The sequence below is a fragment of the Phaeovulum veldkampii DSM 11550 genome (genome assembly GCF_003034995.1).
Classification (GTDB): Bacteria; Pseudomonadota; Alphaproteobacteria; order Rhodobacterales; family Rhodobacteraceae; genus Phaeovulum; species Phaeovulum veldkampii.
Genome location: NZ_PZKF01000015.1, coordinates 18831 through 37312 on the forward strand (window position 1 = coordinate 18831; position 18482 = coordinate 37312).

The following is an 18482-nucleotide window of genomic DNA, read 5'->3' on the forward strand; positions in this document are numbered from 1 at the left end:
CCCTTGGCGCGGCGCGTTTTGACGATGCTTAAGGCTTCTTTCATCGGCAGCCGCGATGCTGGGCCGCAACAAGAGATGAGGCCGATGCCCGGAATACATAACAGTCTGGCGGAAAAGCTTGCGCAGGAACGGCGCGCCCGGCTTGCGGCCGAGCGCCTGCTTGACCAGAAAAAGCGCGAGCTTTTCGCGGCCAACCAGAAACTGGCGCTGCATGCCCGCGCGCTGTCGGAACAGATCGTGCAGCAGCGCCACGGGCTGGAACGCGCCCGCAGCGAGGCCGAATCACTGACCGCCGAAAACTCGCGTGTGCGCTTTGATCTGGAACGCGCCAATTCCGCCGCGCTGATCGCCCAGCGGCGGCTGTGGGAGGCGCTGGAAACCATCCGCGACGGGTTTGCGGTGTTTGACGCCGACCTGCGGCTGGTGGCGGCGAACCAGGCGTTCTTATCGGTCTTTGCGGGCGAAATCGCGGTGTCTGCCGGGGTCGCCTATGATGCGGTGCTGCGCGTGATGGCCTGCCACGGCATGGTTGAACTTGACGGGCGCGATCCACTGGACTGGCACCACGACATGATCGCCCGCATCCGCAGGCCCCGGATCGAGCCTTATGTGCTGCGGCTGGCCAGCGGGCGCCATATCCGGCTGATCGACCGCTGGGGCAGCGAGGGCGATCTGGTCTGCCTTGCGCAAGACATCACCCCCACCATCCGGCGCGAGGCCGAACTGGAACAGGCCCGCGCCAGTGCCGAGGCCGCCAGCCGGGCCAAATCGGCGTTTCTGGCCAATATGAGCCATGAAATCCGCACGCCCATGAACGGCGTGGTCGGCATGGCGGAACTGCTGTGCGAAACCGGGCTGGACGAGGATCAACGGCTTTACGCGGAGACAATCAAATCCTCGGGCGAGGCGCTGCTGACGATCATCAACGACGTGCTCGACTATTCCAAGATCGAGGCAGAGCGCCTGCGGCTTTACCCCGAGATTTTCGATCTGGAACGCTGCATCCACGAGGTGATGCTACTGTTGCAGCCCAAGGCGCACGACGCGGGCATCCGGCTGCTGGTCGATTACGATCTGTTCCTGCCCACCCGCTTCGTGGCCGATCCGGGGCGAATGCGGCAGGTGCTGACCAACCTCTTGGGCAATGCGGTCAAGTTCACGCCGCAGGGTCATGTGCTGGTGCGGGTGGTCGGGCTGGAGCGTGGCGATGGGCAGGTCGAGCTGCATGTAACCGTCGAAGACACCGGCATCGGCATCGCGCCCGAACACCGCGATCATGTGTTTGACGAATTCAACCAGATCGAAACCGAAGGCGCGCGCATCGTGCAGGGCACCGGGCTGGGGCTGGCGATCACCCGTCATCTGGTGACGCTGATGGGCGGCAGCCTGTGGCTGGACAGCGAGCCGGGGCGGGGGTCTTGCTTTGGGTTCCGTGTGGTTTTGCCAGTGGCAGAGCCGCGCGACCCGGCCGATCTGGCGCCCGCCCAGATCACGCTGAAAACCGCGCTTGTAGTCGATGACCTGATGCTGAACCGGGTCATTCTGGAACGGCAGTTGCAGACTTACGGGCTGGCCGTAACGCTGTGCCGGTCGGGAGCCGAGGCGGTTCAGGTGCTGGGCCAAGGCGCGCGTTTCGATGTGCTGCTGACCGATCACCGCATGCCCGAGATGGACGGGCTGCAACTGACCCGCCGACTGCGTGCAATGGCGCTTGATCTGCCGGTGCTGCTCCTGACCTCCGACCCCGAGGCCGCGGCGATCGAGACGATGCGCCCGGCGCTGTCAGGGCTTCTGCGCAAGCCGGTCCTGCGGTCAGATCTGTTCCGCGCGTTGCAGGCCCTGTCGAACCGCGAACCTGCCGCGGCGTTGGCGCCCCTGCGACAGATGCGGGTTCTGGCGGCAGAGGACAACCGCACCAATCAACTGTTGCTGCAACAGATGCTGCGCGGCTGCGATATCGACCTGCACTTTGCCACGAACGGGCGCGAGGCGGTCGATCTGTGGCGCAAGCAGCGGCCCGATCTGGTGTTCATGGATATCTCGATGCCCGAAATGGATGGCCGCGAAGCGACCCTTGCGATCCGCGCCGACGAGGCGGCGACGGGCGGGCACACCCCGATCGTGGCGCTGACCGCCCATGCGTCGGAGGATGACGGAGCCGATCTTTTGGCGGCGGGGCTTGATCATTACCTGACCAAACCGTTGCGCAAGGGGTCGATCATCGCACAGGTCCGCGCCCATTGCCCGCCCGAGGCGCGCGCACCCCTGCCACAGGCGGCACAGGCCGAGGCCTCGGCGCCAGCCGATGTGAGGGTTGATTGACAGCACCGATGACGGCCCGCACCGCGCGAAATCCGCCTTGCGTCAGCCCGCACAATCGGCCAGTTTCGCCTGCGCTTTCGGGAGAGCCTCATGCGGGTTGGAATTGCCTTTCTGGTGGCGGGCTATGTGCTGAGCCAGTTCTATCGCGCCTGTCTGGCGGTGCTGACGCCGGTGCTGGGCACCGAAATCGGCGCCGGGGCGGGCGATCTGGCAGTGTCGCTGGGGCTTTGGTATGGCGCCTTTGCCGCGATGCAACTGCCCGTGGGCTGGGCGCTCGACCGGATCGGGCCACGGCGCACGGTTTCGGTGCTGCTGGGTCTTGGCGGCGGCGGCGGCGCGGCGGTGTTCGCGCTGGCCTCGGGGCCGCTTGACATTCACATCGCCATGACGCTGATCGGCATCGGCTGCTCGCCGGTGCTGATGGGCGGCTATTACATCTTCGCGCGCAACTATGCGCCTGCGGTGTTTGGCACGCTGGCAGGTGCGATGATCGGCGTGGGCAGCCTGGGCAACCTGGCCGGGGCAGCGCCGCTGGCGTGGGTCGTCGAGGCGGCAGGCTGGCGCGCAACGCTCTGGGGGCTGGCCGCGATCACCCTTGCCGTGGCACTGGCGATCTGGCGCTTCACCCGCGACCCCGAGCGGGTTGAAACCGCCCCCGGCGCGGCCGGTTCGGTGCTGGATCTGTTTCGGATTCCGGGGCTTTGGGCGATCCTGCCGCTGATTGCCGTCAACTATACCGCCGCGGCCGGTCTGCGCGGGCTGTGGGCCGGGCCATATATGGGGCAGGTCTATGCCGCGGATGCCGCGATGATCGGCAAGGTCACGCTGGTGATGGGGCTGGCGATGGTCGCAGGCAACTTCCTTTACGGACCCGCCGACCGGGTCATCGGCAGCCACAAACGGGTGGTGTTTGGCGGCAACCTGCTGCTGGCTACCGCGCTGGCGGCGCTGTGGTGGGCCCCCGATGCCGGGCTGTGGCAGGCCACCGCGCTGCTGGCCGCTGCGGGCTTTTTCGGCGCGACCTTCCCCGCGATGATGGCGCATGGGCGCAGCTTTTTCCCGCCGCACCTGGTCGGGCGGGGGGTGACGCTGCTGAACATGTTTTCGATCGGTGGCGTGGGGGTGGCGCAATTCGCCTCGCGCCCGGTGTTCGAGACGGCCTCGGCCAGCGGCACGCCGGTGCAGGCGTTCTCGGTGCTGTTCCTGTTCTACCTGATCCCGCTGATCATCGGGCTGGGACTGTATCTGTTCAGTCGCGACGGCGCCCGCTGACCGCCTTGCCCCTTCCCCTGCGGGCGCCTTTGGGCTATGGGGCCTCGTCTGTCTGAAGGAGAGGCCTCATGGGCTACAAGGTCGTTGTTGCCGGTGCCACGGGGAACGTGGGCCGTGAAATGCTGAACATTCTGGCGGAGCGCGAGTTCCCGGTGGATGAAATCGTCGCTCTGGCCTCGCGGCGGAGCCTCGGAACCGAGGTCAGCTTTGGCGACAAGACCCTGAAATGTCAGGATATCGAAAGGTTCGAATTTACCGGCTGGGACATTGCACTGTTTGCCATCGGGTCGGAACCGACCAAGAAATACGCCCCCATAGCGGCGGCGGCGGGCTGCGTGGTGATCGACAACTCCTCGCTGTATCGCTACGATCCCGACATTCCGCTGGTGGTGCCCGAAGTGAACCCCGAGGCGGTGGAACAGTATAAAAAGCGCAACATCATCGCCAACCCGAACTGCTCGACCGCGCAGATGGTGGTGGCGCTGAAGCCACTGCACGACCGCGCGCGGATCAAGCGGGTTGTGGTTTCGACCTATCAATCCGTGTCGGGCGCCGGCAAGGAAGGCATGGATGAGCTGTGGAACCAGACCAAAGGCATCTATGTGCCCGGTCAGGAAGTGGCCCCCAAGAAATTCCCCAAGCAGATCGCCTTCAACGTGATCCCGCATATCGACGTGTTCCTGGACGATGGCTCGACCAAGGAAGAATGGAAGATGGTCGCGGAAACGAAAAAGATCCTCGACAAGGCGATCAAGGTCACCGCGACCTGCGTGCGCGTGCCCGTGTTCGTGGGCCATTCGGAATCGATCAATATCGAGTTCGAGGATTTCCTCGATGAACACGAGGCCCGCGACATCCTGCGCGAGGCGCCGGGGGTGATGGTGATCGACAAGCGCGAGGCCGGTGGCTACATCACCCCGGTCGAATGCGTGGGTGATTATGCCACCTATATCAGCCGCATCCGGCAAGACAGCACGATCGACAACGGCATCAACCTGTGGTGCGTGTCCGACAACCTGCGCAAGGGCGCCGCGCTGAACGCCGTGCAGATCGCCGAGACGCTGGGCAACCGCTGCCTGAAAAAGGGCTGACACCCCGACCACCGGCCCGTAACGCGAGGGCGCCCCGGGTGGCGCCCTCTTGCTTTTTGGGGCTGACGGGTAAAGCGTGAGGCTGGTCCTTGAAACGGAGAGTCCGATGCGCCGCCTGACCCTGCCGCTTGCCCTGCTGATGTGTTCCACCGCCCCCGCGGCCTTTGCCGATGTGATTGAGGCGAAGTCCCGTGTGACACAGGTCACGCTTTACCCCTGGGGGGCGAGCGTCATCCGGCGGGTCGAATTTGCGGCGCCGCAAGGAGTGCATGAGCTGATCGTGCCCGATCTGCCGCAATCGACCGATGCGGGCAGCTTGCGGGTCGCGGGTGACGGCGCCAGGATCGGCGCGGTCACGCTGATGCAAGGCCGTCTGCCAGTGGCCAACGACGCCCCCACGCCCGAGATTGCCGCAGCCAAGGCCGAGGTCGAACGGATGGAGGCCGTGCTGCGCAGCCGCGATGCCGCCATTGCCGCGATTCGGCTGCGGGTGACGGCGGCGCAAGATCAGGCCGCCTTCCTGCGCGCGCTGGCCGCCCGCGATGGCCCCGCCACCGCCGACGATCTGCGCGCCCTGTCGCGCATGGTCGGCGAGGAGTTGTTGGCCGCCGCCGAGGCTGCCCATGCCGCCGAACAAGAGGCCGCCGCAGCCGAACGCGCCCGCGAAGATGACGCCACGGCGCTGGAAAAGGCCCGTCAGACGCTGGCCGCGCTGACCGAGGGCACGGCAGACCTCGCCGCCCTGTCAGTCACGGTTGAAACCGGGGCCGAAGGGCGCGGCGCGCTGGAGATCACCAGTTTTACCAACGACGCCTCATGGTCGCCGGTCTATGACCTGCGGCTGGACCGGGCGGCGGGCAAGCTGGCGGTCGAGCGTGGGGTGCTGGTGACGCAATCGACCGGCGAAGACTGGGCCGGCGTCGATCTGACCCTGTCCACCGCCCGGCCCGCCGAACAATCGGACCCCTCGGAACTGTGGCCGTGGCTGCGCCGGATCGCACCGCCCGATGCGCCGATGCCCCAGGCCCGCGCCAAGGCAATGGAAGAAAGCTGGGGCGCGGGCGCCGATATGGCGCTGGCCGCGGCCCCCGCACCGATGGTCGAGGCTGCCGAGATGCAGATGATGGGCGCCACCGTGACCTGGGCCTATGGCGCGCCCGTCGATATCCGTAACGGCGTCGATGCGCTGCGGTTGCGGCTGGGCGATCTGGCGCTGATGCCCGAACTGGTGGCCCAGGCGGTGCCGCTGCGCGATGCCACCGCCTTCCTTGTGGCGCGCGCGGTCAACGACAGCGGGCAGGTGATCCTGCCGGGGCAGGCCAGCCTGTTCGTCGATGGCGCGATGGTCGGCAGCACCAACCTGCCGCTGGTGGCCTCGGGCGACGAGTTGCGGCTGGGCTTTGGCCCTATCGACGGCATCCGGCTGACCCGAATCGTGCCTGAAAAGACCGAGGGCGACCGCGGCGTCATCTCCAAATCGAACGAGGCGAAGGAAACCGCGATCCTGAAGATAGAAAACCTGACCACCGAGAATTGGGCGCTGCGGGTTCTGGATCAGGTGCCCTATTCGGAACAGAAGGATCTGGTGATCCGCCACACCTCCACACCGCCCGCAACCGAAACCGATGTGGAAGGCGCCCGCGGGATTTTGGCATGGGAAATGCCGCTGGCCGCGGGCAAGGTGCAGGAAATCCGGCTGGAAACGACGCTCAGCTGGCCCTCAGGGCAGGTGTTGCAATAAGCACCACCCACCCGCGTGGGCGGGGCTGATGAGCGCCACTGCGGTCGCGCTGCGGCCTCGGCCCGGCGTTGGTTTTTGCTGACGCCGGCCCGCGCCGCATCAAACCGGCAGAAAAGCGCCGCTTGCCGGGTCATACTGCAACAGCCCGCCTTCGCCGATGTCGGTCCACAGCCCATGAATCGTCATGTCACCCGCATCCAGTGCAGCCTTGACGAAGGGGAAGGTCATCAGGTTTTCAAGGCTGATGACGACCGATTCCCGTTCCAGCGCGGTCTGGCGCTCGGTCTCGGGCAGATGTGCCACACGTTCAAAACCGGGGCGCAGAATGCCCAGCCATTTCCCCACGAAGGATGTCTTGTCTTCCAGCTCGGGGGCATGGCCGGTGCACATCGCATGGCACCCCTCTACCCCACCGCATTGCGAATGCCCCAACACGATCAGATGCGCAACCTTCAGCGTGGTCACGGCATATTCGACCGCAGCCGAGGTGCCATGATAATCGCCGTCCGGGTTATAGGGCGGCACGAGGTTGGCAATGTTGCGATGAATAAAGAATTCGCCCTGATCCGCGCCAAAGATCGAGGTAACATGTACGCGCGAGTCGCAGCACGAAATCACCATCGCGCGCGGGCGCTGGCCATCTTCGGCCAAACGGCGATACCAGTTGCGGTTTTCGGCATAGGTGGTGGCTTTCCACCCCTGATAGCGCTGGATCAGATAGGATGGCAGCGGCCGGACATGGTCCTTCATAGGTTCACCTCTCAGGTCGACTGACTGTCAGATAGTTTGCAATCGCAGCAAATTCGAGAGGCTTTCACGCGCGTCTAAACCTTTTCTTGACCTCGCACCGCGACAGTGACTTTGGGCGCGGGTCCGGAAGGAGGGTGACGGGGTGGCGGATATCTCCGATCTACGCCATGAGGAGGGTGTCCGGCTGGATGCGGACCGTCTCGTGGCGCTCTATGCCAAGCTGGGCGAGGCAGAGGCAGAGCGGGTCATCTGCGCCGCAATGGAGGCGCTGGCGGTGCAGCTTTCGGTCGTGCAGCGCGCGGCGGCCGAGGGTGCGCAGGATACGCTGGTGCAGGGTCTGCTCAAACTGGCGGGGCTGGCCGCGCAGGTGGGGATGACCTCGCTGGCGCGGGTCGCGGGCGATGTGGTGGGCTGCGCGATGACGGGCGATGGACCTGCCCAGGCCGCCACACTGGCCCGGCTGGTCCGGATCGGCGACCGTTCCCTGACCGAAGTATGGGATTTGCAGGATGTCAGCCTTTAGAGGGGCTTGCGGGTGGCGCGGCAGGCGCTAGGCTTGCGCAAATTGCCTGCAGGATGATCCAATGCCGCTGTGTTTCGCCCCCGACGATACCCTGTCAAAACCGCTTTTCCTGGTGCCCGAAGGATCGCTGCCCCCATCTCTGCGCCCCGAGGCACAGGCCTTTGCCGCAGCGCAGGGCTTTACCGGTGCGCTGGGGCAGGTCTGCGTGCTGCCCGATGCGGCGGGTGGCATCGGGGCGGCACTGTTCGGCTGGGGCACACCTGCGGCGCGCGCGCGTGGGCGCTTTCACCTCGCCCGCGCGGCCGAGGCCCTGCCCGAGGATGACTGGCATCTGGAGGGCGATCTGACAGCGCCCGAGGCCGAGGAGGCGGCCCTGGCCTGGTTGCTCGCGGGTTATCGCTTTGCCCGCTACAAGGCCGCGGCGGCGCCGAAAGCCCGGCTGAAATGCCCCGCGGGCGTTGATGCCCGACGGATGGAAACGATCGCTGCGGCCGAGGCGCTGACGCGCGATCTGATCAACACCCCGGCCTCCGACATGGGGCCGGAGGAGCTTGAAACCGCGTTCTTCGCTCTGGCGGCGCGTCATGGCGCGCAGGCACAGGCGATCTGCGGTGACGATCTGCTGACCGAGGGCTTGCCAATGATACACGCCGTGGGCCGGGCCAGCCCCCGCGCGCCGCGGCTGCTGGACCTGCACTGGGGGGATGCGGGGCCGCGACTGACGCTGGTGGGCAAGGGCGTGTGCTTTGATACCGGCGGGCTGGACCTGAAACCCTCGTCCTCAATGGGGTTGATGAAGAAAGATATGGGCGGCGCGGCCACGGTGATGGGGCTGGCGCAGATGATCATGGCACTGGGCCTGCCCCTGCGGTTGCGCGTGCTGGTGCCGGCAGTGGAAAACGCCGTGTCGGGCAACGCCTTTCGCCCGCAAGATATTCTGACCAGCCGCAAGGGCCTGACGGTAGAGGTGAACAACACCGATGCCGAGGGGCGGCTGGTGTTGGCCGATGCGCTGGCCCTGGCCGATGAAGAGGCGCCCGATCTGCTGATCTGCATGGCCACGCTGACCGGCGCGGCGCGCGTTGCGCTGGGCCCCGACCTGCCGCCGTTCTACACCAATGACAACAGCCTTGCCGCCGCCTTGTCAGAAGCCGCAGCGGCGGTGGCCGATCCGCTGTGGCGGATGCCATTCTGGCAACCCTACGAGCCGATGATCGAGCCAGGCATCGCTGATCTGGACAACGCGCCCTCGGGGGGCATGGCTGGGTCGGTCACCGCGGCGCTGTTTCTGCGCCGGTTCGTGACCCAGACCCCACGGTTTGCGCATTTCGACATCTACGGCTGGCAACCCAGCCCTGCTCCGGCCCGGCCAAAGGGCGCGGTCGGCCAGGGGGCGCGGGCGATTCTGGCCGCGCTGCCCAAGGTTCTGGCGCTATGAGCGCGGATCGGCGCACGACGCCCTTCAGCGGCCGGGTGGCGCTGGCAACGCTGCGCGGGCAGGTGACGGCCGAGGCATTTACCACGGGCGATCCGGCGCGGGTGGCTGTGCCGATGGCCGACCTGCTGGCCGCCCCCGGAGGCAGGCGCGAGCGGCAACTGCTGCTGGGCGCCGCGCTTCGGGTGATCGACCGGCAGGCGGGCCATGCCTTTGTTCAGGCTGCCGCCGATGGCTATTGCGGCTGGGTCGCAGAGGCTGCGCTGGGGCCTGCGCAACAGCCAACGCATTGGGTCGCGGTGCCGGGCAGCCATTTGTATTCCGGCCCCAGCGTGCAAGCCGCCGAGATCGCGGGCCTGAGCCTGGGCGCGCGGCTGCGGATCGTGGCCGATCACGACAGCTTCCTGGAAACCGCCGAAGGGGCCTTTGTGCCGCGCCCGCATCTGCGGACCCTTGGCGATTGGGCCACCGACCAGGTGACGGTGGCCGAAACCCTGCTGGGAACGCCCTATCTGTGGGGCGGCAACAGCCGGACGGGCATTGACTGTTCGGGGCTGGTGCAACTGGCCTGGTCGGCCTGCGGCCTGCCCTGCCCGGCCGACAGCGACCAGCAATTTGCCGCGCTGGGCCAGGTGCTGCCGGAGAGCGAGGTGCCGCGCCGCGGCGATCTGGTGTTCTGGAAGGGCCATGTGGCGCTTGTGGTTGATGCGGCCCGCCTGATCCATGCCAACGGCCAGACGATGAGTGTGGCCTATGAAGGCATCGCCACCTGCATTGCGCGGGTGGCTGCGGCGGGCGAGGGCGCATTTTTGGGCATGAAGCGGGGCTGAGTCGGGCGTCTTGCCCTGGCTCACTCCACCGCGCGGATCAGCTTGCGCTCCAGATCGCGCAACACGGCGCGCAGATCGTCACCGCGTTTCAGCACCTGCCCCTCGGGGCCGATCAGCGCATACTGACCCTGCCGCAGCCGCAGCCGGGGGCGCTTTTCGATCCGATACAGCGGGTTTTCGGCGGCACGGCGAAAGATGGAGAACACCGCCATATCGCGCAGAAAGCTCATGCCATAATCGCGCCATTCGCCTGCGGCCACCATCCGCCCGTAGAGCGACAGGATCACCGACAATTCGGCCCGATCAAACGCGATCTGCGGCGGCAGCGCGCCAGACTGGGGGTGAGGGGTCGGGGGCGACATGTTCATCGGCCCAGAGTGCCACCCGCCTGCCCATGGATCAAGCGTCGCGAAATTGTCACACTGTGGCCACGCGCCATTCGAAACTTTTCCGCTTTAGCGCCCGGCTCCGCCCCGAAAACCGCTGCGGTGGTCAACGCCGATGCCCCGGAGGCGCGGCTGACGGCCCCCACCAAGGTCATGCCTCCGGGGCATCTTTGCGCGCCTGCTTATGCCGGGCCGCACGGCCCAGTCTGGCGCGATGACAGCTTCGTTATCGTGCCGACCCGCTGGGAAAATACCTCCGGAAAAGCCGCTTTGCGTGTATCATCCCCCGATCTGGACCAGACAGGGAGAGACCCGCCGTGAGACCGATGAAAACCGCCATTGCCCTCGGCCTGATCTGCGCTGCGGGCATCGCCGCTGCGAAAGAGGGCGTGCAGAACCCCGCCGTCAAGGCGCGGATGGATGCAATGCAGGTGATCAAGACCCATACCGGGGTGATCGCCGACATGACCGCCGGCAAGACCGCCTTCGACAGCGCCCGCGCCGCCGAGGCCGCCGCCGCACTGGCCGCCACCGCAGCAACCATTCCCGCGCTGTTCGAGGCTGAAGAGGAAGACCCGGCGTCCGAGGCGCGGGATGAAATCTGGATGATGCCCGAGGATTTCAACGCCAAGGCCGAGGCGCTTTACAAGGCGGCCCTGGCCATCGACGCCTCGTCGCTGGATGCGATGCGGCCTTCGATGGCCACGGTGGGCGGTGCCTGCAAGGCCTGCCACGACGATTATCGGATGTAGTCACCGGGACGGGCGGAGGGGCGATTTGCGCCCCCCGCCCTGCCCGTTTCAGCCGCAATCGACGTTGAAGATGTTGCCCATCTGATCCAGCCGGAACACGACGCGCTGGGCATTGTATTCCTGCGGCTCGATTCCGCGCCATTCGACCACGCGGAAGGCGCGGGTGATGCCCAGCGTCGGAATGACGGTGCCGGGCTGACCCAGATACCCCTTGTAATCTGCCGCGTGGCACAGATCGGGCTGACGCTCCTCCAGCGCCCCCTCGACCGGCACCGGTGGCAGCGGATCGACGATCGGCGCTGTCTGATCCGGTATCGGCTGCTGGCAGGCCGCCAGCACGATGACAGCGGCCCAGATCGCATGTCTTGTCATTTTGTCGCACCCCATGGTTGCAGCGGGCCAGTCTTTGGCCCAAGCTTCGGCCTGCATATACAGGGAGGTTTTGCCAATGAGAACCCGTGCCGCAGTGGCTTTGGAGGCTGGGAAGCCGCTCGAAGTGATGGAAGTGAACCTTGACGGCCCGAAGCAGGGCGAGGTTCTGGTGGAGATCAAGGCCACAGGCATCTGCCACACCGATGAATTCACCCGCTCTGGCGCCGACCCCGAGGGGTTGTTTCCGGCGATTCTGGGCCACGAGGGCGCGGGCGTGGTGGTCGAGTGCGGGGCGGGCGTGACAAGCCTGAAGCCCGGCGACCATGTGATCCCGCTTTATACCCCCGAATGCCGCGAATGCCCCTCGTGCCTCAGCCGCAAGACCAACCTCTGCACCGCGATCCGGGGCACACAGGGCAAGGGGCTGATGCCCGATGGCACCACGCGGTTTTCGATGCTCGATGGCACGCCGATCCTGCATTACATGGGCTGCTCGACGTTTTCGAACTTTACCGTCATGCCCGAGATCGCGCTGGCCAAGGTGCGCCCCGACGCGCCTTTTGACAAGATCTGCTACATCGGCTGTGGCGTGACCACGGGCGTCGGCGCAGTGATCAATACCGCCAAGGTCGAGGTCGGCGCCAAGGCGGTGGTGTTCGGGCTGGGCGGGATCGGGCTGAACGTCATTCAGGGGCTGAAGCTGGCCGGGGCCGACATGATCATCGGCGTGGACATCAACCCCGAGCGCGAGGCCTGGGGCCGACGCTTCGGCATGACCCATTTCGTCAACCCCCGCGATGTGGGAGACATCGTGGCGCATCTGGTGAACATGACGAAAACCCCCTTCGACCAGATCGGCGGGGCGGATTACTCGTTCGACTGCACCGGCAACGTCAGCGTGATGCGGCAGGCGCTGGAATGCACGCACCGCGGCTGGGGCCAGTCGATCGTGATCGGCGTGGCGCCCTCGGGGGCCGAAATCCAGACCCGGCCGTTCCAGCTTGTGACCGGGCGCGTCTGGAAGGGCACGGCCTTTGGCGGGGCGCGCGGGCGCACCGATGTGCCGACATTCGTGGATTGGTACATGCAGGGCAAGATCGAGATCGACCCGATGATCACCCACATCCTGACGCTGGACGAGATCAACAAGGGCTTCGATCTGATGCACTCGGGCGAAAGCATCCGATCTGTCGTGGTTTACTGACGCCTCTCAACCCCGTGTTAAGGCCGCGCTGCTAGCCCTTGGATGCAGCAGTTTTGGCAGGGGGCAAAATGGCAGCGCGCGACAATGCGGCTCCGGTCATCATCAAGCGCAAGAAGGTGATCGTGGGCGGCGGGCACCACGGCGGCGCATGGAAGGTCGCCTATGCCGATTTCGTCACCGCGATGATGGCTTTTTTCATGCTGATGTGGCTGTTGAACGCCACCACCGAAAAGCAGCGAAAGGGCATTGCGGATTATTTCGATCCGACGATCCCGATCAACCGCATCTCGGGCGGCGGTGATGGCGCCTTCGGTGGAAATTCGGTCTTTTCGGAAGATCAGATGGCGCAAAGCGGCACCGGCGCCGCCGTCCGTCAACCCTCGGAGGAGCATCAGGCGCGCGGCCAGACCGGCGCCGACCCGGCCACCGATACCGCCGCGGACGAGACCGAAAAGCTGGAGGAAATCCGCACGAAAATCGACGAGGCGCTGACGGCACTGGCAGGCGAATCGATGGCAAGCGAGGATTTCGCCCGACACATCGTGACCCGCGTCACCGACGAGGGGCTGATCGTCGAATTCTTCGATCTGGAAACCGAACCCCTGTTTGCCACCGATAGCGCCGCGCCCGAGCCTGTGACGCATGAGATTGCAGCGATGCTGGCGCGCGTCTTTCAACTGGTAGAAAACGACGTTTCGGTGAATGGCCACCTGCGCGCCTACCCTGAAATCTTGCGCGAAAACCCGGTCTGGGGCCTGTCAACCGAGCGCGCGCAGGCGGTGCGCACCTTGCTGGAACAGGCCGGCCTTCCGGCTGTGCGGGTGCAGCGCGTCACCGGCTTTGCCGACCGCAAGCTGGCGGTCACGAACCCCATGGCTATCCGCAACAACCGGCTGGAGGTGATCCTGCTGCGGCCGGGCAAATGAATAGCGCGGATTTTAGACGTTAGGGCGATGTTAAGCTGCCGGACCGCACTGTGCCATTTGATCACGGGACTCTGCAGCAGAAAGGCGCACTCCGAATGTCCATCTCTTCTTCGCTCAATGCAGGGGTGGCGGGCCTCGCGGCCAATGCCACCCGGCTTGCCACGATTTCTGACAACATCGCCAACTCGGGCACCTATGGCTACAAGCGGGCGGCGGCTGATTTCGAAAGCATGGTCATCAATCAGTCGCGCGCGGCGGGGGTGTATTCGGCGGGCGGTGTGCGCGCCCAGACCATCCGCCTGATCGACGAGCGCGGCTCGTTGGTCGCCACGGCAAACTCGCTTGATCTGGCGGTGTCGGGGCGGGGCATGCTGCCGGTCGTTCCTGCCGTGTCGCTGGATAACGGAACCAATGGGCAGCAGTTGATGATGACGACCACAGGCGCCTTCCGCACCGATGCCGAGGGGGTTTTGCGCACCGAATCGGGGCTGGTGCTGCTGGGCTGGCCCGCCAGCGCCGACGGCACCATCCCGACCATGCCGCGCGACACCGTCTCAGGCTTGCAGCCGGTGGTCATCCACACCAACCAGATGGTGGGCGATCCAACCACGGCGATCGGGCTTGGGGTCAACCTGCCCGCCGAAGATACAGAGGTCGGGGCATCGGGCGATGCCAAGCCTCTGTCGATCGAGTATTTCGGAAACCTCGGCACGTCCGAGACGCTGGGGATAACCTTCACCCCCACGGTTCCCGCCGCGCCTGCAACCGATCCCTCGAACCAGTGGACAATGCTGATCACCGATTCTGCGCAGGGCGGGGCGGTGATCGGAGAATATACGCTGACTTTCGATGACAGCCGCGGCACCGGCGGAACGCTGGCCTCGGTTGCGACTGTTTCGGGCGGCGCCTACGATCCGGCGACCGGCACGCTGGCGCTTGGGGTCGCGGGCGGCCCGCTTGACCTGACCATCGGCACGATCGGCGGCACGGGCGGCATGACACAACTCGCAGGCAGCTTCGGCACAACGTCGATCACCAAGGACGGCTCGCCGGTCGGCAATCTGACCGCCGTCGAAGTGGATGAGAATGGCTATGTCCGCGCAACCTATGACACCGGGTCGATCCGGACGCTTTACCAGATTCCGCTCGTCGATGTGCCCAATGTGAACGGGTTGACCGCGCTGAACAACCAGACCTTCCAGATTTCGCCCACCTCGGGTGCCTTCTTTCTGTGGGATGCGGGCGATGGCCCCACGGGTGCGGTGGTGGGATATGCCCGTGAATCGTCAACAACCGATATCGCGGCGGAACTGACCAGTCTGATCCAGACCCAGCGCGCCTATTCCTCGAATGCCAAGGTCATCCAGACGGTGGATGAGATGTTGCAGGAGACGACCAATATCAAACGCTGATCGCACCCGCTTGCAGGACGGAGGCTGAGCCATGAGCATCGCGAGTTCATTTTCCAACGCCCTCTCAGGGCTCAGTGCGGTGTCACGCGCGGCCGATGTGGTCTCATCGAACATCGCCAATGCGATGACCGAAGGCTACGCACGGCGCGAACTGGCACTGTCGGCGCTGTCAGTGGGCGGGCAGGGGGCAGGCGTTCGGGTTGACGGTGTGATCCGGGTGGTCAATCAGGCGGTGCTGGCCGACAGGCGGCTCGCCGATGCCGAAGTCGGCAATATTGCACTCCGGGCAGAGTTTCTGAACCGTCTGGAAACGCTGCTCGGCACCCCCGGCACACCGGGGTCGCTGTCGGATCGGATCGCCAGCTTTGAAACCGCCCTGATCGAGGCCGCAAGCCGCCCTGACAGCGAAGCCCGCCTGCAATCGGTGCTGACCTCGGCCGAGGCGATCACCAGCCACCTCAACAAACTGACCGGCGCGATCCAGGGCGAGCGGATGAGTGCCGATCCGCGAGGTGGCGCGAGACAACAGCCAGATTTCGCTATTCACCACTGGAGGCGCGGTGTTGCTGGAGGGCAATCCCGCCGTGATTGATTTTGCCGCGGTCGGCGTGATTACCGCAGACATGACGCTGGCATCGGGGGCCTTGTCGGCTGCGTCGATCAACGGTCTGGTGGTTTCGCCCACCGATAGCGGGGTTTTGGGCGGTGGTACGCTGGGCGCACTGTTCGCCCTGCGCGACGAGCTTGCGCCCCAGGCACAGGCGCAGATCGACGCCCTCGCGCGCGATCTGATCGCACGTTTCGAGGCTCCAGCGATTGATGCCACCAAAGCAGCGGGCGCACCCGGTCTGTTCACCGACAGGGCCGCAGCCCTTGATCCCGCCGACGAGGTCGGGCTTGCGGGCCGAATTTCAATCAGCACAAGCGTTGATCCTGACCAAGGCGGCGCCCTTTGGCGCCTGCGCGACGGTTTGGGTGCCGCCAGTTCCGGGCCGGTTGGCAACGGCACCCTGCTCACGGCCCTTGGCACTGCGCTGACAGCGACCAATGTACCCGCCTCGGGCATCTTCAGTGGGGCCGCTCGCTCGGTTTCAGGGCTGGCGGCCGATATTCTTTCGCAGGTTTCCGGCACCCGCCAAACTGTCGAACTGCGCGAAAGTTATGCCTCTTCCCGCCAAGACAGTTTGACCAAACTGTACCTTTCGGACGGGGTCGATACCGATGCCGAGATGCAGAACCTTCTTCAGATCGAGCAGGCCTATGCGGCCAATGCCCGTGTGATCCAGACGATTGATGAGATGCTTCAAACCATAGTGGCGATCTAAAATGACCTACCTTTCCGTTGGAGACATGGCGCAGGCCTATCAACTGCGTCGGCACAATGCCGAGATGAAGACTCTGATGAACCAGTTGACCGACGAGATGATCTCAGGCGCCCGGCAGGATACCGGGGCGGCAGTGCGCGGCGATTTCACCGCGCTCGCCGGGATCGACCGCTCCCTCGCCGTGCTCGATTCCTATGCCTTCGCGACGACGGAGGCTGCGCAACTCGTTTCGACGATGCAATCCGCACTGGAGACGATCCAGGCCATGGGTGCCGAGATCGGGGGCACGCTGCTGTCAGCGGCGACCAGTTCCAACCCGACCATGGTCAGCGTTACCACTGCCGATGCCCGCGAACGGTTTTTGGCCACCGTCGGGGCAATCAACACCAATATCGCAGGGCGACATGTGTTCTCGGGCATGGCCCCGGATCGTGCGCCTCTGGCCCCGGCAGAAGACATCTTGGCGGCGCTGACCGCCGCCACCGCAACGGCCACCGATGCCAGCGGTGTCGTCTCTGCGGTTGAGGCCTGGTTCAACGCCCCTCCGGGTGACGGCGGCTACCTCGATATGGCGTATCGCGGCGGGGCACCGCTGTCGCCACTTTGCACCGGGCCAGGTGAGAGCGCCGCGTTGGATCTGACCGCCGCCCATTCGCAGATTCGGGCAGCTCTTCAGGGGTTGGCCATCGCGGCTCTCGTCTCTGACGGGGCGCTGGCGGGCGATGCTGTCGAACAGATGCGGCTGACCCAGGCGGCGGGCGAAAAGGTGATCGGTGCGGAAACAAGTCTGGTTCTGTTGCGGGCAGATATTGGCACGACCGAGGACCGACTGGACGAAACCGCCACCCGAAACAGCACCGAAATCGCCAGCCTCAAGATCGCACGCGACCATCTGGTAGCCGCGGACCCCTATGATACCGCCACCGCGCTCGAAGCGGTTCAGACCCAGATCGAGACCTTGTATACGCTGACCGCACGTCTGTCGCGCCTGTCTTTGGCGGAGTATCTGTGATGATCCGGCTTCTCGCCTTTTTGCTGAGCCTGCTTCCGTTTCTGGCAGAGGCCGCGCCGATCCGGATCAAGGATCTGGTCGAATTCGACGGGGTGCGGGGCAATGATCTGGTTGGCTACGGCCTTGTCGTGGGGCTGAACGGCACCGGGGACGGCATTCGAAACGCTCCGTTCACCGAAGAAATCATGGCCAATATCCTGGAACGCCTGGGGGTTAACGTCAGCGGCGAGCAGTTCCGCCCCAAGAACGTGGCGGCGGTTCTGGTCACCGCGACGCTGCCGCCCTTTGCGCGGGCTGGGGGGCAGATCGACGTCGGCGTCGCGGCAATTGGCGATGCCAAAAGCCTGCTGGGCGGAACCTTGGTGATGACCCCGCTCAGCGCTGCTGACGGGGCCATCTATGCCGTGGCCCAAGGGACGATCATCGCAGGCGGCGCTTCGGTAGAGGGCCAGGGGGCAAGCGTTGTTCAGGGGGTGCCCACCTCGGGGGTCATCCCCTCTGGCGCTCGGGTCGAACGCGAGATCGCCTTTGATTTCGGCGGTCTGAGGTCCGTCCGCCTGGCGTTGCGGTCTGCCGATTTCACCACCGCAGGACGGATCGAACAGGCCATCAATTCTGAATTCGGCCGCCGCGTTGCGGTGATGCAGGATGCGGGAACGGTTTCACTAGACCTTGCCGCCGCAAACATGCGCTCCCCCGCCCACGTGCTGGGCCGGGTCGAAAACCTGACGATCGAGCCAGAGCGGCGGGCCCGCGTTGTGGTCGATCAGCGGTCCGGCACGATCGTGATGGGCGAAGATGTTCGCATTTCGCGGGTGGCGGTCAGCCAAGGAAACCTGACCCTGAGAATCCGGGAGGAGCCGCTGGCTGTGATGCCCAATCCCTTTGCCGAGGGTGAGACGGTTGTGTTGCCGCGCACCGAGGCATCGATCGAAGATGAGCCGGGAATAGGGCTGGCCGAGGTCGCGGGCGGCACCTCGCTTTCTGAAGTGGTTGCTGGGCTGAACGCGCTGGGTGTCAGCCCACGCGATATGATCGACATACTCAAAAGCATCAATTCCGCCGGGGCGCTACATGCCGAATTTGTGGTGCGTTGAGCAATTGGCAGCGCCCGCTCGCCGCCACAACG

Annotated in this window: 18 protein-coding genes; 15 read left to right on the top strand and 3 right to left on the bottom strand. The window is 65.4% G+C overall.

The genetic code is table 11. The features are described from left to right. Positions 1 to 84 precede the first annotated feature (84 nt). The 4 genes from C5F46_RS08135 (at position 85) to C5F46_RS08150 (ending at position 6426) form a co-directional block, all read left to right on the top strand. Entirely contained in the window at positions 85 to 2322 is a 2238-nt protein-coding gene (locus C5F46_RS08135; protein WP_207186783.1) for a response regulator, read from the top strand. 90 nt (positions 2323 to 2412) lie between these two features. Beyond that, entirely contained in the window at positions 2413 to 3594 is a 1182-nt protein-coding gene (locus C5F46_RS08140) for an MFS transporter (protein ID WP_107324861.1), read from the top strand. A gap of 68 nt (positions 3595 to 3662) precedes the next feature. After that, a complete protein-coding gene (locus C5F46_RS08145; RefSeq protein WP_107324862.1) occupies positions 3663 to 4685 on the top strand; it encodes an aspartate-semialdehyde dehydrogenase in 1023 nt (340 codons plus the stop codon). 106 nt (positions 4686 to 4791) lie between these two features. After that, complete coding sequence (locus C5F46_RS08150) at positions 4792 to 6426, top strand: DUF4139 domain-containing protein (protein ID WP_107324863.1); 1635 nt, start codon at positions 4792 to 4794, stop codon at positions 6424 to 6426. A 99-nt stretch (positions 6427 to 6525) separates the two neighbouring features. On the opposite strand, the gene C5F46_RS08155 is transcribed toward C5F46_RS08150, so the two are convergent. Further along, positions 6526 to 7176: a carbonic anhydrase gene (locus C5F46_RS08155; RefSeq protein WP_107324864.1), complete on the bottom strand. Its 651-nt coding sequence runs from the start codon at positions 7174 to 7176 to the stop codon at positions 6526 to 6528. A 142-nt stretch (positions 7177 to 7318) separates the two neighbouring features. On the opposite strand from C5F46_RS08155, the gene C5F46_RS08160 reads away from it, so the two are divergent. From C5F46_RS08160 to C5F46_RS08170, 3 genes are all read left to right on the top strand, one after another. Further along, positions 7319 to 7699 (top strand): hypothetical protein, encoded by a 381-nt coding sequence (locus C5F46_RS08160; RefSeq protein ID WP_107324865.1) that lies wholly within the window; start codon positions 7319 to 7321, stop codon positions 7697 to 7699. Between the two features lie 61 nt (positions 7700 to 7760). After that, positions 7761 to 9137 (top strand): leucyl aminopeptidase family protein, encoded by a 1377-nt coding sequence (locus C5F46_RS08165; RefSeq protein ID WP_107324866.1) that lies wholly within the window; start codon positions 7761 to 7763, stop codon positions 9135 to 9137. Next, a complete protein-coding gene (locus C5F46_RS08170; RefSeq protein ID WP_107324867.1) occupies positions 9134 to 9964 on the top strand; it encodes a C40 family peptidase in 831 nt (276 codons plus the stop codon). The genes C5F46_RS08165 and C5F46_RS08170 overlap by 4 nt, the downstream gene beginning before the upstream one ends. A gap of 20 nt (positions 9965 to 9984) precedes the next feature. Here C5F46_RS08170 and C5F46_RS08175 read toward each other — a convergent pair whose 3' ends face one another. After that, the gene (locus tag C5F46_RS08175) at positions 9985 to 10332 is read right to left on the bottom strand and encodes a DUF2794 domain-containing protein (RefSeq protein ID WP_107324868.1); all 348 of its coding nucleotides are present in this window, start codon (positions 10330 to 10332) and stop codon (positions 9985 to 9987) included. 344 nt (positions 10333 to 10676) lie between these two features. Here C5F46_RS08175 and C5F46_RS08180 point away from each other — a divergent pair, with 344 nt between their 5' ends. Next, a complete protein-coding gene (locus C5F46_RS08180; RefSeq protein ID WP_107324869.1) occupies positions 10677 to 11102 on the top strand; it encodes a c-type cytochrome in 426 nt (141 codons plus the stop codon). 48 nt (positions 11103 to 11150) lie between these two features. On the opposite strand, the gene C5F46_RS08185 is transcribed toward C5F46_RS08180, so the two are convergent. Then, positions 11151 to 11474 carry a hypothetical protein gene (locus C5F46_RS08185; protein WP_107324919.1) on the bottom strand — a complete coding sequence of 108 codons (324 nt, stop codon included), beginning with the start codon at positions 11472 to 11474 and terminating at the stop codon, positions 11151 to 11153. 76 nt (positions 11475 to 11550) lie between these two features. Between C5F46_RS08185 and C5F46_RS08190 the strand changes: the two genes are divergently transcribed. The 7 genes from C5F46_RS08190 (at position 11551) to C5F46_RS08215 (ending at position 18450) form a co-directional block, all read left to right on the top strand. Further along, positions 11551 to 12678 carry an S-(hydroxymethyl)glutathione dehydrogenase/class III alcohol dehydrogenase gene (locus C5F46_RS08190; protein WP_107324870.1) on the top strand — a complete coding sequence of 376 codons (1128 nt, stop codon included), beginning with the start codon at positions 11551 to 11553 and terminating at the stop codon, positions 12676 to 12678. Positions 12679 to 12746: 68 nt separating this feature from the next. Next, positions 12747 to 13604, top strand: coding sequence for a flagellar motor protein MotB (locus C5F46_RS08195; protein ID WP_107324871.1), 858 nt, complete (start codon positions 12747 to 12749; stop codon positions 13602 to 13604). 95 nt (positions 13605 to 13699) lie between these two features. Continuing rightward, on the top strand, positions 13700 to 15016 hold the full coding sequence (locus tag C5F46_RS08200; RefSeq protein WP_107324872.1) for a flagellar hook protein FlgE: 1317 nt from the start codon (positions 13700 to 13702) through the stop codon (positions 15014 to 15016). Positions 15017 to 15047: 31 nt separating this feature from the next. After that, positions 15048 to 15608 (top strand): flagellar basal body protein, encoded by a 561-nt coding sequence (locus C5F46_RS17075; protein ID WP_235820120.1) that lies wholly within the window; start codon positions 15048 to 15050, stop codon positions 15606 to 15608. Next, entirely contained in the window at positions 15514 to 16341 is an 828-nt protein-coding gene (locus C5F46_RS17080) for a flagellar basal body rod C-terminal domain-containing protein (RefSeq protein WP_235820121.1), read from the top strand. The genes C5F46_RS17075 and C5F46_RS17080 overlap by 95 nt, the downstream gene beginning before the upstream one ends. Before the next feature lies 1 nt (position 16342). After that, on the top strand, positions 16343 to 17353 hold the full coding sequence (locus C5F46_RS08210; protein WP_107324873.1) for a flagellin: 1011 nt from the start codon (positions 16343 to 16345) through the stop codon (positions 17351 to 17353). Beyond that, entirely contained in the window at positions 17353 to 18450 is a 1098-nt protein-coding gene (locus C5F46_RS08215; protein ID WP_107324874.1) for a flagellar basal body P-ring protein FlgI, read from the top strand. The genes C5F46_RS08210 and C5F46_RS08215 overlap by 1 nt, the downstream gene beginning before the upstream one ends. The last annotated feature ends 32 nt before the right edge of the window (positions 18451 to 18482 follow it).